Genomic DNA, 16,600 nt, shown 5'->3' with positions numbered 1-16,600 from the left:
CACCGTGCTCAGGCAGCAGCATCGATGATGTCGGCATAGCCGTTTGCTTCCAGCTCATGGGCCAGCGTCTTGTCGCCGGACTTGATGACCTGGCCCTTGTAGAGGACGTGAACCGTATCCGGCACGATATAGTCGAGCAGGCGCTGGTAGTGCGTGATGACGACGACGGCGCGGTCGGGCGAACGCAGCGCGTTGACGCCGTCGGCGACGATCTTCAGCGCGTCGATGTCGAGGCCGGAATCCGTCTCGTCAAGGATGCACAGCTTCGGCTCCAGCAGCGACATCTGCAGGATTTCCGCGCGCTTCTTCTCACCGCCGGAGAAACCGACGTTGAGCGGACGGCGCAGCATTTCCGGCGCGATCTTCAGTTCGGCGGCCGATTCCTTGACGCGGCGCATGAAGTCCGGCGTCGTCAGTTCCGCCTCGCCGCGCGCCTTGCGCTGCTCGTTCATCGCGACCTTGAGGAACTGCATGGTGGCGACGCCCGGAATTTCGACCGGGTACTGGAAGGCCAGGAAGATGCCCTTGGCGGCGCGCTCGGACGGGTCGAGTTCCAGGATGCTCTCGCCGTTATAGAGGATCTCGCCTTCGGTGACTTCGTAGTCTTCTCGGCCGGCGAGGATATAGGAGAGCGTCGACTTGCCGGAGCCGTTCGGACCCATGATGGCGGCGACTTCGCCCGCCTTCACGGTGAGGTTCAGGCCGCGGATGATCTCGGTGCCGTCTTCGGCGATGCGGGCGTGCAGATTCTTGATTTCAAGCATGGTTTCTCGGTCCTGCGTTCGGAGCGCTCAAACGCTCCCGTCTTGGTTTCAGAAGCCGAGGAAAAAATGGACCACCGGAAGCATCATGGCGGAGAAACCGCCGAGGCCAAGCCCCACTACCGTGCGTACCGCCAAATTCCGAACATTGGGCGCATACGCTGCCAGTCCACCGCAAACCACGGCATAATACGTCAAATTGACCGGATCCATGTCGTCTTCTCCCGATGAGAACCGCACCGTCTAATATAACGGATCACGCGGGAACTTCATCGAAAGACCTGTCCGGCCGCCCGGCGGAAATCCGCCGGGATATTCCTTACCCGGTCAGCCGACCGAACCTTCCAGCGAGATGCCGATCAGCTTCTGCGCCTCGACGGCGAATTCCATCGGCAGTTCCTGGATGACTTCCTTGACGAAGCCGTTGACGATCAGCGCGATCGCCGCTTCGGTCGGGATGCCGCGCTGCAGGCAGTAGAACAGCTGGTCTTCCGAGATCTTCGAGGTGGTCGCCTCGTGCTCGAACTGCGCCGTCGCGTTCTTCGCCTCGATATAGGGCACGGTATGCGCGCCGCACTTGTCGCCGATCAGCAGCGAATCGCACTGGGTGAAGTTGCGCGCGTTCTCCGCCTTGCGGTGGGCCGAAACCTGGCCGCGATAGGTGTTGTTGGAGAAGCCGGCGGAAATACCCTTCGAGACGATGCGGCTCGACGTGTTCTTGCCGAGATGGATCATCTTGGTGCCGCTGTCGATCTGCTGGTGGCCGTTCGACACCGCGATCGAGTAGAACTCGCCGCGCGAACCATCGCCGCGCAGGATGCAGGACGGGTACTTCCAGGTGATCGCAGAGCCGGTCTCAACCTGCGTCCACGAAATCTTGGAATTCTTGCCCCGGCAATCGCCGCGCTTGGTGACGAAGTTGTAGATGCCGCCCTTGCCGTCCTTGTCGCCCGGATACCAGTTCTGGACGGTGGAGTACTTGATCTCGGCATCATCCAGCGCAACGAGCTCGACGACGGCAGCGTGAAGCTGGTTTTCGTCGCGCTGCGGCGCGGTGCAGCCTTCGAGGTAGGAGACGTAGGCGCCCTCTTCCGCGATGATCAGCGTGCGCTCGAACTGGCCCGTGTTCTTCTCGTTGATGCGGAAGTAGGTCGACAGTTCCATCGGGCAACGGACGCCCTTCGGCACGAAGACGAACGAGCCGTCAGTGAAGACAGCCGAGTTCAGCGTCGCGTAGAAATTGTCGGACGTCGGCACGACGGTGCCGAGATACTTCTTCACGAGATCGGGATATTCGCGGATCGCTTCCGAGATCGACATGAAGATCACGCCGGCCTTCTTCAGCTCTTCCTTGAAGGTCGTGACGACCGAGACCGAATCGAACACGGCATCGACGGCGATCTTCGAGGTCTGCACGCCGGCCAGGATTTCCTGCTCGCGCAGCGGAATGCCGAGTTTTTCGTACATTTTCAGAAGTTCGGGGTCGACTTCGTCAATCGACTTCGGGCCGCTCTGGTTCTTCGGAGCCGCATAATAATAGAGGTCGTTGAAGTCGATCTTCGGGTATTCGACGCGCGCCCAGGTCGGCTCTTCGAGCGTCAGCCAACGCTGATAGGCCGCAAGACGCCATTCGAGCATCCAGTCGGGCTCGCCCTTCTTGGCCGAGATGAAACGGATGATCTCCTCGGAAAGCCCCTTCGGAGCCTTCTCCATTTCGATCGTCGTCTCGAAACCGTATTTGTACTGGTCGACGTCTATCTGACGGACCTGATCGATCGTTTCCTGCACCGCAGGCATATCGTTCTCCAATCTTGCCGGATACAAGGTCCGGCAGTTTGTCAACGTCTGGCGGGACCTCCCGCCGCTTATGTAGGCGCCAAAGGCGGACTTTCCCACCTTTTGGCAAGCGAAAACTTGAGTTTCCGCAAGATTCCCCTCAGGCCGCGCGCCGCCGTGAGACGACACGCGAAAAGGCCGCGAGAAAGCAGTCCACATCCGCCTGCGTAGAGCCTGAACCCAACGACACACGCAAGGCGCCAAGGGCCGCATCGAAGCCCATGGCCGTCAGCACATGGCTCTGCCCGACCTTGCCGGAGGAGCAGGCGGAACCGGCCGACAGCGCAATGCCTTCGAGATCGAAGGCGATCTGCCCCGTTTCCGACTTCAGGCCCGGCAGGCTGAAGAAGGAGGTGTTGGCGACACGTTCGATATCCGCGCCGTGGATGATAACGTCGTTTGTCGCCATGCGCATGCCGGCCTCCAGCGTATCGCGCAGCCCGCCGATCCGGGCGTTGCGATCCGCAAAATCGGCAGCGGCAGCGCGCGCAGCCGCGGCAAAGCCGGCGAGAGCGGCCGGATTTTCCGTGCCGGAGCGATGCCCCTTCTCCTGCCCGCCGCCGCGGATCAGCGGCACGGGCATCAGCACCTCGCCGCGAGACACAAGCGCGCCGGCGCCCTTCGGGCCGCCGAGCTTGTGCGAGGAGAGGATCAAAAAGTCCGCATCCAGCGCCTCGATATCGACCGGGATACGGCCGGCTGCCTGCACCGCGTCGACGACGAACAGCCCGCCGTGGCGGTGCACGATTTCAGCCGCCGATTTTACCGGCTGAACGATTCCCGTCTCGTTATTGACGAGCATGACGGCGACCATCGGCAGGCCTTTTGCCTTGTCGTGGCCCACAAGCAGCGTTTCCAGCGCGGCGAGATCGACCAGACCGGCCGGCGTGACCGGAATGGATGTCAGCTTGTCGCGCGAAAACCGTCCGCCTTCGCGAATCGCCGGATGTTCGATCTCGGAATGGTAGAGATGGCCGATGGCAAGCGGCGTGCGGCCCATGCGGTAATCGGGCGTCAGGACGAGGTTTGCGGCTTCCGTCGCACCGCTTGTGAAGATCACATGCGCCGGGGCGGCATGGACCAGAGCGGCGACGTCGCGGCGCGCGGCTTCCACCAGCATGCGCAGCGCCCGGCCCTCGCCGTGCACGGAGGACGGATTGCCGACCGTATCGAGTGCAGCGAGAACGGCCACGCGCGCCGCAGCCGAAAGCGGCGCGGTGGCGTTCCAGTCCAGATATGTGCGCTCCGTCTTCGTCATTCTTTATCCGTACCCGCCGGGCATCTCACAAAGCGGCGTGCATTTTTCTTGAAATTTCCGTCGGGCTTGCCTTATGACACCAATCTCACGGCGCCCGATGCGCCCATACAGTTTCGAATGGTTCTAAACTAGGTTCTAGAAAAGCTGACTGGTTTCGTCAAGACTTCAGTTGACAAGAATCCGTTTTGGAATCCGAACTTGCCGGAGTGAGAATGCCCGAAATCATCTTCAACGGACCCGCCGGTCGCCTCGAAGGCCGTTACCAGCCGTCCAAGCAGAAGAACGCCCCCATCGCCATCGTGTTGCATCCGCACCCGCAGTTCGGCGGCACGATGAACAACCAGATCGTCTACCAGCTCTTCTACATGTTCCAGAAGCGCGGCTTTACGACGCTGCGCTTCAACTTCCGCGGCATCGGCCGCAGCCAGGGCGAATTCGACCATGGCGCGGGTGAACTGTCGGATGCGGCCTCCGCGCTCGACTGGGTGCAGAGCCTGCATCCCGATTCGAAGAGCTGCTGGGTCGCCGGCTATTCCTTCGGCGCCTGGATCGGCATGCAGCTCCTGATGCGCCGCCCGGAGATCGAAGGTTTCATGTCGATCGCCCCACAGCCGAACATCTACGACTTCTCGTTCCTCGCCCCCTGCCCGTCGTCCGGCCTCATCATCAACGGTGATGCGGACAAGGTGGCACCGGAAAAGGACGTCAACGGTCTCGTCGAAAAGCTGAAGACGCAGAAGGGCATCCTGATCACGCACCGCCTGGTGCCGGGCGCCAACCACTTCTTCAACAGCCAGACGGAAACCCTGATGGCGGAATGCGAGGATTACCTCGACCGCCGCCTCGCCGGCGAACTGACGCCGGAACCGGCCGCCAAGCGCATCCGCTGAGCGGCCGAAAACGTGAATACCAAGCCCGATGGTCCGCCACCGGGCTTTTTTCTTGCCTTCAATTTGCCAGCTTGAAAACTTCGAGCACCACGGCCGGCGACTCCGCCTCGCGCACGCAATCGCGCCCGGCATTCTTGGCGGCGTAGAGCGCATCGTCGGCACGGCGCATGGCGAAGCGCAGCGGTTCGTTCTGGCCGATTTCCGCGACACCGAAGCTTGAGGTGACGCGAAGCGCCTCCGGCAGGCCTGGAACCGGCGACACCGCTCTTGCGGCCCGGAGAGCATGCGCGAAGAGAAGGGCCGCATCCTTGGCGGTGAACGGCAGAAAAATCACGAACTCCTCTCCGCCGATGCGCGCGACAAGGGCGTCCGCCGGCGCCGCCGCCTTCAGCATCTCCCCGAACGCGCGGATCACGGCGTCGCCGCCCTGGTGTCCATAGGTATCGTTTACCGACTTGAAGCGATCGAGGTCGCAAAGAACGATGCTGTGCGGCCCTCGCCTTGCGATCAACGCATCGACGCGACTGTCGAAGCCGCGACGGTTCAAGACGCCGGAGAGAACATCGACTTCCGCATTGGCCTTTTCGTCCGCCATGATTTCCAGCACCAGCACACATAACAGAACGAGGCCGATAGTGACGATGAGAACGGCTCCGATGCTCTGCGAATAGAGCGCGAACCGGCTGGAAAGGTAGTCACTGGCGACGCTGCCTGACCCGGCATGGACCGCGATCGCAGCCTTAAGTGGAAAATGTACGCTTGTCATGACCAACAGAACGACGAGCATCCGGTCAACGAAGGCAGCGGCGCGTGCGCGCGAGACGGCCCAGGCGCTCATGGCGACCGCGATAGCCAGCGGTGCCTGATATGTGAAAGCATGGACCAGCGTTCCACGCGGCAGATCGTAGATCACGTAGTTGAAAAGCACGAAGCCGGAAAAGAGCGCGGCCAGATGCCTACGATTGGCCTGCAAGCCGTAAAGATGACCGATGCCGACCCGAAGCATGAACGCTCCGCCGAGTATCGATGCGAAGGCCAGGACCGTCCAGAGCCTCGGTGGGGGGAAATTGGCAAGAAGAAACTCGAAAACAATGGAAAGCGAGGAGACAGCAAAGGTGCCGGCAAACCATTGCGCGGCAATACGATTGCGGCTCCTGACGGACACCGCGAGGAAGAAAAAGCAGAAACATTGCGCGATGAAAAAGTTCGCCGCCATCAGGAAGCCCGCGCCACTCATCGGTCACCTTACGCAAGACACATTGGATAAGCATCCCGTGCGGAAAACGCGGAATGGTCCGCCACGATGCTAAGAGGCCGCCGCCAAAAAAGCGTTAATCTTCAAGGGTCGGTTTCTGCAATACACCGCCGCTGACGGGTGCCTTGACGCCGGTTGTGCCCGGGAAAGTGAGCGGCAGGCCGCGGAGAGAGCGCACGGCGAGATAGGCCCAGGCCTCCGCCTCCATGCTGTCGCCGTTGAGATCGACCGCCTCGGCCACAACCACCTCCGCCCCTTCGACCTCGGCAAGGGCTGCGAGATCGCCCATGATCACCCGGTTCAGCCGGCCACCGCCGCAGACGACGTAGAGTTTCGGTCGCTCCGGCAGGTGACGGGCGGAGCGCAGGATGGCCGCCGCCGTGACATGGGCCAGCGTGCGCGCACCGTCTTCGAGGCTGGCATCCGTGCCTGCCGGTGGGCGAAAATCGTTGCGGTCGAGCGAGCGGCGCACCGGAGCGGTGAAGAAGTCGTGGCTGAGGTAGCGGTTGGCGAGGTCCGGATCGACACGGCCCTCCGAGGCGATCATGCCGCCCTGGTCATAGGGAATGCCGGCATGGGCCTCGACCCATTGGTCGATCAGCGTGTTGCCGGGGCCGCTGTCGAAGGCGACGATCTCGCCGCCGCTGCCGATGAACGTTATGTTGGAGATGCCACCAATATTGACGAAGACGACCGCCCGGCCGGTGGAGCGGGAAAGGCCGGCCGCCAAGGCTGCATGATAAACGGGAATGAGCGGCGCGCCCTGGCCGCCATGGGCCATGTCGTTCGCCCGCATATCGTAGACGACGGCGATGCCCGTCTCGCGTGCCAGAAGCCCGCCGTCGCCGAGCTGTACGGTCACACCCGCATCGGGCCGATGCAATACGGTCTGGCCGTGAAAGCCGATGACCTCGATATCGCCTGCCTTCAGGTTGTTTTCGGCGAGGAAGGCGTTGACGGCCTCGGCATGGCGCAGCGTCAGTTCGCGCTCGATTTCCCCTAGGTCACCCGGCCGCTCCTCGCGTCTGTCGATCGCCTTGGCGGTCTCCAAGGCACCTTGCAGGCGGCGGCGGAAGGCGGCATCGTAGGGGCGCCCCATGGATGGCCCGCGCTCGACGACGGCCTCGCCATCCGTGCGCAGCAGCGCGACATCGATGCCGTCCAGGCTCGTGCCGCTCATCAGACCGATTGCCGTCCGCAGTGCCGTCATCTCGTGCGCTCCAGAATCACTTTTGGAGTGATTATGCGGTGAAACAGTGATAAACGCCCGGCGGTCCGCCGGAAAATTGCATCCGGCCAAAAAACATCCCGTCCATAGCATTCCCGCCGAGAGAGACAGGCCATGTCCGAATTCAAGTCAGATTTCCTTCGCACGCTGAAAGAGCGCGGTTTCATCCACCAGATCTCCGATGAAACCGGCCTCGACGACCTTCTCGCCAAGGAAACCGTGACCGCCTATATCGGCTTCGACCCGACGGCGCCGAGCCTGCATGCCGGCGGCCTCATCCAGATCATGCTGCTGCACTGGTTCCAGAAGACCGGCCACCGGCCGATCTCGCTGATGGGCGGCGGCACCGGCATGGTCGGCGACCCGTCCTTCAAGGACGATGCGCGCCAGCTGATGACGCCGGAAACGATCAACAGCAATATCGCCAGCATCAAGAAGGTCTTTTCGAGCTACCTGACTTATGGTGATGGTCCGAAGGACGCGCTGATGATCAACAATGCCGACTGGCTGCTCGGCATCAACTACCTGGAATTCCTGCGCGACGTCGGCCGCCATTTTTCCGTCAACCGCATGCTCTCCTTCGACAGCGTGAAGACGCGCCTCGACCGCGAACAGTCGCTGTCCTTTCTCGAATTCAACTACATGATCCTGCAGGCCTACGATTTCGTCGAACTGAACAAGCGCTACGACGTGCGCCTGCAGATGGGCGGCTCCGACCAGTGGGGCAACATCATCAACGGCATCGACCTCGGCCACCGCATGGGCACGCCGCAGCTCTACGCGATGACCTCGCCGCTGCTGACGACCGCGTCCGGCGCCAAGATGGGCAAGTCGCTCTCCGGCGCCGTCTGGCTCAACCCGGACATGCTCTCGGCCTACGATTTCTGGCAATACTGGCGCAACACGGAAGACGCCGACGTCTCGCGCTTCCTTAAGCTCTACACGACGCTGCCGATGGACGAGATCGCCCGCCTTTCAGCCCTTGGCGGTGCCGAAATCAACGAGGTGAAGAAGATCCTCGCCACGGAAGTCACCGCGATGCTGCATGGCCGCGAGGCCGCCGAACAGGCCGCCGAAACCGCGCGCAAGACTTTCGAGGAAGGCGCAATCGCCGAAAACCTGCCGACGATCGACGTCACCGCGAGTGAACTCACAGCCGGCATCGGCCTCCTGAACCTCATCGTCAAGGCCGGCCTCGCCACCTCAAACGGGGAAGCCCGCCGCCACGTCCAGGGCGGCGCGGTGCGCATCAACGATGCCGCAGTGTCCGACGAGCGCCGCATGATCGGCACTTCGGACGTCTCCGACGATGGCGTCGTAAAACTGTCGCTTGGCAAGAAGAAGCACATCCTCATCCGCCCGGCCTGATCGGCCGCGCAGCGCCCCAGATCAAGGCCGCCTTCGGGCGGCCTTTTTCATTGGAACTCAAAGATGTTGCGGAAGACGCCGGGCGCGATGATCGACAGCGGGTTGATGGTCAGTTTCGGCTTGTCGAAGGGACCGGCCAGCTTGAAGGTGATGCCGATCAGGCCGCGGTCGTTGCCGTTGCCGAGGATGATGCCGATCAGCGGCAATTCGGCGAAGAGCCGGTTGAGGCCATAGGCGGGCATGAAGGTGCCGGTCATGTCGATGCGGCCGTTGGCGTCGCGCACGGTGCCCTGGAAGGTCGCGCCCACCGCCTCGCCGCGCACCACGCCGTTTTCCAGGCTGAGCGAGCCGCCGCCGGTGCGCACCTGCGCAAAACCGCGGGAGAAGCGTACGGCGCTGACGTCGATTTCGCGGCGCACCGCCTGGTTGAGGCTGCGCCCGTCCTCGCCGGCCGGCGTAGACACGAGCGAGCGCAGGCGCTCTTCGCCGACGAGCGAGAAATTGCGGATGTCGACGGAGCCGCGCCAGCCGCTGTTGGAGGTTTCCCGCAGGCGGACGTTCAGCAGGCCGCCGCGCATGTGGCTGTAAACATCGGCGAAGCGCGCCACCGCGCCGGCATCGCCGCTGGTGAGCTGGATGGCGTCCGAGCCGCCATTGCGGGCAAGCTGCGCCACCACGGGCGCGCCGCCAGCCGTCACCGCCGAAAGGTCGACACCGGAAATGCGGCTGCCGGTCGTGGCATAGCGCAGGCTGACATTGGAGAGGCTTTCGCCGTTGAAACCGACGGCCCGCGACAGGTTGGCCTGCACGGTGATGCCCTGCTTGTCGCCGCCGCTTTCGCCGCTGCCGGCGTTCTTGAGGCGCGCCAGCACCGAGCGCACGTCGGCCGCCTCACCATCCGCCACGACGGAATAGCCGGATTTGCCGCGCTCCAGCTTCAGCCGGAACCGATCATCGGCCGAAAGGCGGACGGTGGAAAAGTTTGCCGCATCCAGCCTTGCACCGCGGAAGGTGAGATCGCCCGCAACATTGAACCCGTCGCCGGCAAAGCGGAAATCGGAAACCCGAGTGACGCCTTCCTTGGTGTCCGCCGTCAGCGTGACCTTGCCGCCGATGCCCGCACCCTTGGTCCAGCCGATCCAGGGAATGGAGACCGCGGCAGCGCCCACATCCGCCTCCACCTGGCGCGGCCCGTCGCCGTCCTGCTCCATCCGCATGGCGATCGCGCCATCCAGCACATCCTCCAGGCCGGGCAACAGCTTGCGGCGGTCCTTGTTGTCGAGCGTGCCGGACAGGATCGTCTTGCGCTTGATCGTGCTCGCCTTGCCGACGGGCTCGAGCAGTTCGAGATCGAGCGTCACGCCGTCGATATCAGCCTTGGCCTTCAGGTCGGCCTTCTTGGGATCGATCGCCAGCAGGCCGTGAAGGCCGGTGACCTCGCGCCCGGCGATCGGCTTGGCGACATCCACGTCGTTGAGGGTGAGCGCGGCAGTCCATTCTGGTGGCGGCGGATTGTGCGAGGAGATGACGCCGAAATGCGCCTTCACCTTCGCCTCGACCTCCCCGGTGAAATCATCGGGCGCAAAACCGGTCGCCGGCAGCGCGCGGATCGGCCGGTAGGTCACGAGCTCCGCAATCGCATCGGCATTGCCGGCGACGCCGATGTCCATGTCGGCCATCAGCGGCTTGGTATAGTTGTCCGGCAAAACGAACGTGCCGCCCTTCAGCGCAACCGAGCGGCCGGACGGGAAATAGGCAGCACCGCCGGTAATCTGGATCTCGGTGCGCGGCCCGCGCAGACGGAACTTCCCGGACGTATCGCGCAAGGGCGGGATCTCTCCCGCCACGTTCATGCGCGCGCCCTCGATGTCGAAGTCGATCTTCAGCTCGTCCGGACCGAGATGCATCGGCACGCCCGGCAGGCGCTCGCGGCCCTCGGCAAGGTAGAATTCGATGCGGCCATTGGTGACGGTGCCGCCAAAGATGTTCTTGATCACCCAGCTTCGCGCGGTCTTGGCCATCCAGAACGGCCAGAACTGCTTGACGGCCGCCGATTCCAGTTCGCTGGCGATCATCACGAAGCTGACTTCCGGCGCACGATCGCTGAAGCGCATGGCAAGGGAGCCCGCGACATTGCCCTTCTCGCTGGAAACGGCCATCTGCTCGAACAGCAGGTTCTTCGTCTTCGGCAGGTAGTAGCCGTTGACCTTGGCGTCGAAGCGGATCGGCGCCTCGGTGGAATCGACCGGCCGGCTGATCGCATTGCTGAAGACCAGATCGATGGCAAAGCCCTTGTCCGCCCGGTCGGAGACGCGGTCGAGATCGATGAGGCCGCCGGTAAAGGGGAAATGCGACTGGCCGACGCTTGCATCCGGCGAGGCAAGCTCGATCGATCCCTTGTCGAAATTATAGACGGCCTTGAGGGTGGAAGGGCGCAGCTCCGCCGCAATGCCATCGCCATAGACCGCGCCGGCGGCGACGTTGATGGTCAGCCCGAGCACCGGTTTCGTGCCGGCGATCTCGCGCACGGAGTTGACCGAGACATCCGCCGTCGTGTCGATGCCGGCATGCACATTGCCGTTGACGTCGTTGCCGAGCAGGAATTTTGCCAGCGCCACGTTGCGGATCGAGCCGTCCAGCGTGCGGATCGCGCCCTCCGTGCCCGAGGCAGTGAGGTCGATCTCGCCTTCCGAACCGTCCAGCGAAAAATGACCGTCGATCGACATGGTGCCGTCGCCGTCGCGGGTGAATTGCAGGCTGGCGATGGCAAGCGTGATTGGCTTGCCGTCCGGCCCCTGGAATGCCGCACCAAGGTCGGAAATGCTGACGGTCTGCATGCCGTTGGCGTCGATCAGGCGGTTGACGCCGTCGAGCCGCTCGAACGTGGTTTCGAGATAGTCCGGTACGTCGGAAATGCGCAGCGCCGCAAGATCGAGCGGCTTGCTCTTCGGCAGCAGCGCCGCATTGAACATGACGCCGTCCACATCGAGCCGCGAGACGGCGAGACGGCCGGAGGCGAGCCCCAGCGGATCGAGCACGATGCCGATCGAATCGGTCGTCGCCAGTTCCTTGTCCGATTGAAGCTCAATGATGCGGACATTTTCCGCCTTCAGCGCAAACCCGTTGAAGCCGGCAAGGCGCAGCACGGTATGATCGACCGACGCGCGGTAGCGGGGGCCGAGCGCCTGGTTGAGGGCGGCGACGGCGCGGGCATTCAACGTGCTGTCGAAAAGCCCGGTCTCGACCAGGCCGATCAGCACGGCGCCGAGAAACAGGACGAGGGCGACGGTCGCGGCGACGATGCGGCAGGCGATGCCCGTGCGGCTGGCCTGCGCCGCATGCAGGACGATGGGTTCGTGCGCCTGCGCGGACGGCAATTCATGCAGCGGAACGATGTCCTGCTTGCGGAACACGACTCTCTCGCCGCGGATATCTCCCATCTCGCGCTTGTTTCCTTTGCCCCTGCGCGCACCCTATCCCACGGAATCGGTGCGCATCGTCCAGTGGCCGTTGGACGATTCTGTCTGCCACTATATATGCGGGAGGCCGGGTCCTTGACTCAAAAAGCCGGCCAAAGAAAGGAAATCCCATGGCAGAACTCGTCCCAGGCGCTGCGGCCCCGGACTTCACCCTCCCGCGTGACGGCGGCGGCACCATTTCGCTCTCCGCATTGCGCGGCCGGCCCGTCGTGCTGTTCTTCTATCCGAAAGATGACACGGAAGCCTGCACGACGGAAGCGAAGGATTTTACCGCCGCCAAGGCGGATTTTGAGGCCGCCGGCGTCGCCCTCGTCGGCCTTTCGCCGGACCCGGTGAAGAAGCACGACAAGTTCGTCAAGAAACACGAACTCGACGTGCCGCTCGCCTCCGACGAAGGCCTGGAGACGCTGCAAGCCTATGGCGTGTGGAAGGAAAAGAGCATGTATGGCCGCACCTATATGGGCGTCGAGCGCACGACGGTGCTCGTCGACGCCGAAGGCAAGATTGCGGAAATCTGGCCGAAGGTGAAGGTCAAGGACCATGTCGCGGCCGTGCTCGACGCCGCCAGGAAACTATAAAACCCCGCATAAGGCATTGGAATGATAAAACTTCCGCATATCGAAAGCCTACGCGGCGGCACCACGGCGGCAATCTCTGCCGCCGATCTCGACCTGAAGACGGAGCTCGCGCAGGAGACGGCGCGCCGCTGGTTCGCCCGCACGCTTTCGATGCGCTCGCCGCGCGATCCGGCGTTGCCCTCGCGGCCCGGCCGGCCGGAAAAGCCGGAGCTCATTCCGCCCAAGCACATGAAGAAGCGCTCGCTGCACACCGAGAAGGGCCGCATCGCGCTGCTCCATGCGCTCGCCCATATCGAGCTCAACGCCGTGGATCTCGCGCTCGACATCGTCGCCCGCTTCACCACCGAGCGCGTGCCGCATTCCTTCTTCGACGGCTGGATGCAGGTGGCCTTCGAGGAGGCGAAACATTTCCGCCTCATCCGCGATCGCCTGCGCGATCTCGGCGCGGACTATGGCGACCTGCCGGCGCATGACGGGCTGTGGCAGGCCGCGCATGACACGCGCAACGACCTGACAGCCCGCCTCGCCGTGGTGCCGCTGATTCTCGAAGCCCGCGGCCTCGACGTGACGCCGACGCTGCAGGCCAAGATGCGCGAGACCGGCGACGACGCAAGCGCCGACATTCTCGACATCATCTACAACGACGAGAAGGGCCATGTGGCGGTGGGCGCAAAGTGGTTCCGCTTCCTCTGCGCCCGCGAGAAGAAGGACCCGTCGGCCACCTTCAGGGAGCTGGTGCGCACCAATTTCCGCGGGCCGCTGAAGCCGCCGTTCAACGACGTAGCGCGCGCCGAGGCCGGCCTCACGCCGTCGTTCTACCGCTCGCTCGTTTCTGTCAGCCAGAGCTGATATTTGGCGCCAAAACGCCGCCGGGAAAGGCTTTATTAACCCTAACAATGTGTAATTCCCCGCACGAGACCAGCACAACCGGTCGGGGGTATCAACTGTGGCGGAGCGTCCTGAAAACCGCATCTTCGGAAAGCGCGCGAAGCAGCACGTCGTGATCTTCGCGAGCGGCGACAAGATCCGCCACATGACCATCCGTCCGTGGATGGCTGCCGTTACGTTCTGTTTCGCCGGCATGTTCACCGTCGGCTATCTCGCCGCCACCTCTTACTTGGTGCTGCGCGACGACCTGATCGGCGCCACCATGGCGCGCCAGGCGCGCATGCAGCACGACTACGAGGACCGCATTTCCGCCCTTCGCGCGCAGGTCGATCGCGTCACGAGCCGCCAGCTCCTCGACCAGCAGGTGGTGGAGGAGAAGGTGGAGAAGCTGATGCAGCAGCAATCCGCCCTCTCTGCCCGTCACGGCAAGCTCGACGCGCTTTTGAGCCGCGCCGAAAACAGCGGCGTGGAGGCAACCGCCCCCCTTACCGAAGAGACGCCAGTGATCGACGGCCGTCGGGCGGACGCCGCCGGCGCCATCGATGCGATCATGGGCGGCGCGGGCGCGGCGCCGCTGAAGACGACGCAACTTGCCTATGCCGCCACCAGCGAATCGGTTGCCGACCGCGCCGACCGCCTGTTCTCCAAGGTCACGCTGTCGCTGAAGGACCTCGAACACGAGCAGATCAACCGCATCCAGTCGCTGACCGCCGGGGCTTCTGAAACCGCCGACGCGATCCAGACCATCCTGCGCCGCACCGGTTTCGACGTCGCCGAGGAAACGGCCGAGAAGCCGGCTACCGATTCGGATCTCGCGATCGGCGGCCCGTTCGTCGAGCCCGTCGCCTTCACCGATCCGTTCGAAGAATCCATAAACGACCTCGACGTCGCGCTGGAACGCCTCGATAGCGCCCGTCGCACCGCCCGGAAACTGCCCTTCGGCAACCCCTCGCCCCAAAGCAGCATCACCAGCCGCTTCGGCAACCGCACCGATCCGTTCCTTGGCCGGCTGGCGCTGCATGCCGGCATTGATTTTCGCGCCCGCACGGGCACGGAAATCCACGCCACCGGTGCCGGCACGGTCGTCGTCGCCGGCCGCAACGGCGGTTACGGCAACATGGTGGAAATCGACCATGGCGACGGCCTGACGACCCGCTACGCCCACCTTTCCCGCGTTCTCGTCAAGGTCGGCGACCATGTGGACGAGGCCGATCCGGTCGGCCTTTCCGGCACGACGGGCCGCTCCACCGGCCCCCACCTGCACTACGAAGTGCGCCGCGACGGCAAGGCCATAGACCCCATGCGCTTCCTCACCGCGGGCATGAAGTTGACCACCTATATGGATTGACGTAACGCAAGACCGAGGGCTTGCGGATGGCAAAAGCATCCGCCACACAGTTCAAATTGCTCGGTGATTCACCAAATTCGCTGATTTCCTTGACTTTCCGGCACTTTCGGCATATCTGCGCTGCATCCTAGCGGCGCGTCGACCGCTGAAACCCATTGCGTTCGCAAGAACCGGAACGGAAATAGTTTTCCCTTTGACCACTTTTGCTGATCTTGGCCTGAGCCCGAAAGTCCTGTCTGCCGTCACGGATTCGGGCTATACGATCCCGACTCCCATCCAGGCAGGCGCCATTCCGCCGGCTCTGGCACGGCGCGACATCCTCGGCATCGCCCAGACGGGCACCGGCAAGACTGCCTCTTTCGTTCTGCCGATGCTGACGCTCCTCGAAAAAGGCCGCGCCCGGGCACGCATGCCCCGCACGCTCATTCTGGAGCCGACGCGCGAACTCGCAGCCCAGGTTGCGGAAAACTTCGAGAAATACGGCAAGAACCACAAGCTGAACGTCGCGCTGCTCATCGGCGGCGTGTCCTTCGACGAACAGGACCGCAAGCTGGAACGCGGCGCGGACGTCCTGATCTGCACGCCCGGCCGCCTGCTCGACCATTGCGAGCGCGGCAAACTCCTGATGACCGGCGTCGAAATCCTCGTCATCGACGAAGCCGACCGTATGCTCGACATGGGCTTCATCCCGGATATCGAGCGCATCGCCAAGCTGATCCCCTTCACGCGCCAGACGCTGTTCTTCTCGGCCACCATGCCGCCGGAAATCCAGAAGCTGGCCGACCGCTTCCTGCAGAACCCGGAGCGCGTCGAAGTCTCGGTCCGCTCCTCGACCGCGACGACCGTGACGCAGCGCCTCGTCGCCACGCACAGCAAGGATTACGAGAAGCGCGCAACGTTGCGCGACCTCATCCGCGCCCAGGAAGACCTGAAGAACGCCATCATCTTCTGCAATCGCAAGGTCGACGTTGCCGACCTCTTCCGTTCGCTCGACCGCCACGGCTTCTCCGTCGGCGCGCTGCACGGCGACATGGACCAGCGCTCGCGCACCACGATGCTGGCCAATTTCAAGGAAAACAAGCTTACCCTCCTCGTGGCATCCGACGTCGCGGCCCGCGGCCTCGACATTCCGGATGTGAGCCACGTCTTCAACTTCGACGTCCCGATCCATGCCGAGGACTATGTCCACCGCATCGGCCGCACTGGCCGTGCCGGCCGCTCGGGCGCCGCTTTCACCCTGGTATCCAAGCGCGACGGAAAGTTCGTCGACGCCATCGAGAAGCTGATCGACCGCAAGGTCGAATGGCTGAACGGCGGCCTCGATGCCCTGCCGCCGCAGGCCGAAGGCGAGGAGCGTGAACAGCGCTCGCGTAGCGGCCGCGAACGTGGCGGTCGTGATCGTGACCGCTCCCGTGGCCGCAAGGGCGAAGCCCGCGTGACCGAGACACGCCCCGCGCCCGGCATTGAGACCAGCGAGACCGAAGAGAAGGTGGAAGCCGTGAAAGCTGAACGCAAGACGGAAGGGCGGCCGCAGACTCCCGCTCGCAGCAACCCGCGGGCCGCGAACCATGCCGCCCCGCGTCCGGCCAACGACGACAACCGTGATCGTCGCAACCGCTACCGCCGCGACGACGATGACGGCCCGACGCCGCTCGGCTTCGGCGACGAGATCCCCGCCTTCATGCTGATCGCCGGCAAGGCCTGATCTACT

The 16,600-nt window shown here is 63.6% G+C and carries 13 protein-coding genes; 6 read left to right on the top strand and 7 right to left on the bottom strand.

All coding sequences use genetic code 11. The features are described 5' to 3' along the window. Positions 1-8: 8 nt before the first annotated feature. The 4 genes from sufC to GB927_RS06060 form a co-directional block, all read right to left on the bottom strand. Positions 9-764 (bottom strand): Fe-S cluster assembly ATPase SufC, encoded by a 756-nt coding sequence (gene sufC / locus GB927_RS06075; RefSeq protein WP_256115762.1) that lies wholly within the window; start codon positions 762-764, stop codon positions 9-11. 48 nt (positions 765-812) lie between these two features. Then, a complete protein-coding gene (locus GB927_RS06070) occupies positions 813-974 on the bottom strand; it encodes a hypothetical protein (RefSeq protein WP_256115760.1) in 162 nt (53 codons plus the stop codon). Between the two features lie 114 nt (positions 975-1,088). Continuing rightward, on the bottom strand, positions 1,089-2,558 hold the full coding sequence (sufB, locus tag GB927_RS06065) for a Fe-S cluster assembly protein SufB (protein ID WP_256115759.1): 1,470 nt from the start codon (positions 2,556-2,558) through the stop codon (positions 1,089-1,091). Between the two features lie 139 nt (positions 2,559-2,697). Beyond that, positions 2,698-3,855, bottom strand: coding sequence for a cysteine desulfurase family protein (locus tag GB927_RS06060; protein WP_256115758.1), 1,158 nt, complete (start codon positions 3,853-3,855; stop codon positions 2,698-2,700). A 212-nt stretch (positions 3,856-4,067) separates the two neighbouring features. On the opposite strand from GB927_RS06060, the gene GB927_RS06055 reads away from it, so the two are divergent. Continuing rightward, the gene (locus GB927_RS06055) at positions 4,068-4,745 is read left to right on the top strand and encodes an alpha/beta hydrolase (RefSeq protein WP_256115757.1); all 678 of its coding nucleotides are present in this window, start codon (positions 4,068-4,070) and stop codon (positions 4,743-4,745) included. Between the two features lie 58 nt (positions 4,746-4,803). Here the strand turns inward: GB927_RS06055 and GB927_RS06050 are convergent, their stop codons facing one another. Next, on the bottom strand, positions 4,804-5,982 hold the full coding sequence (locus GB927_RS06050) for a GGDEF domain-containing protein (protein WP_256115756.1): 1,179 nt from the start codon (positions 5,980-5,982) through the stop codon (positions 4,804-4,806). A gap of 94 nt (positions 5,983-6,076) precedes the next feature. Then, the gene (locus GB927_RS06045) at positions 6,077-7,210 is read right to left on the bottom strand and encodes an anhydro-N-acetylmuramic acid kinase (protein WP_256115755.1); all 1,134 of its coding nucleotides are present in this window, start codon (positions 7,208-7,210) and stop codon (positions 6,077-6,079) included. Positions 7,211-7,342: 132 nt separating this feature from the next. On the opposite strand from GB927_RS06045, the gene tyrS reads away from it, so the two are divergent. Then, positions 7,343-8,596, top strand: coding sequence for a tyrosine--tRNA ligase (gene tyrS, locus GB927_RS06040; RefSeq protein WP_256115753.1), 1,254 nt, complete (start codon positions 7,343-7,345; stop codon positions 8,594-8,596). Positions 8,597-8,643: 47 nt separating this feature from the next. On the opposite strand, the gene GB927_RS06035 is transcribed toward tyrS, so the two are convergent. Beyond that, positions 8,644-12,036 carry a DUF3971 domain-containing protein gene (locus tag GB927_RS06035; protein ID WP_256115752.1) on the bottom strand — a complete coding sequence of 1,131 codons (3,393 nt, stop codon included), beginning with the start codon at positions 12,034-12,036 and terminating at the stop codon, positions 8,644-8,646. Between the two features lie 149 nt (positions 12,037-12,185). Between GB927_RS06035 and GB927_RS06030 the strand changes: the two genes are divergently transcribed. The 4 genes from GB927_RS06030 (at position 12,186) to GB927_RS06015 (ending at position 16,594) form a co-directional block, all read left to right on the top strand. Further along, entirely contained in the window at positions 12,186-12,653 is a 468-nt protein-coding gene (locus GB927_RS06030; protein ID WP_256115751.1) for a peroxiredoxin, read from the top strand. 21 nt (positions 12,654-12,674) lie between these two features. Beyond that, the gene (locus GB927_RS06025; RefSeq protein WP_256115750.1) at positions 12,675-13,502 is read left to right on the top strand and encodes a ferritin-like domain-containing protein; all 828 of its coding nucleotides are present in this window, start codon (positions 12,675-12,677) and stop codon (positions 13,500-13,502) included. A 97-nt stretch (positions 13,503-13,599) separates the two neighbouring features. Then, positions 13,600-14,889, top strand: coding sequence for a M23 family metallopeptidase (locus GB927_RS06020; protein WP_256115749.1), 1,290 nt, complete (start codon positions 13,600-13,602; stop codon positions 14,887-14,889). A gap of 193 nt (positions 14,890-15,082) precedes the next feature. Beyond that, complete coding sequence (locus GB927_RS06015) at positions 15,083-16,594, top strand: DEAD/DEAH box helicase (RefSeq protein WP_256115748.1); 1,512 nt, start codon at positions 15,083-15,085, stop codon at positions 16,592-16,594. The last annotated feature ends 6 nt before the right edge of the window (positions 16,595-16,600 follow it).

It is taken from the genome of Shinella lacus (assembly GCF_010994755.1).
Classification (GTDB): Bacteria; Pseudomonadota; Alphaproteobacteria; order Rhizobiales; family Rhizobiaceae; genus Shinella; species Shinella lacus.
This window is presented reverse-complemented; position numbering and strand designations above follow the sequence as displayed.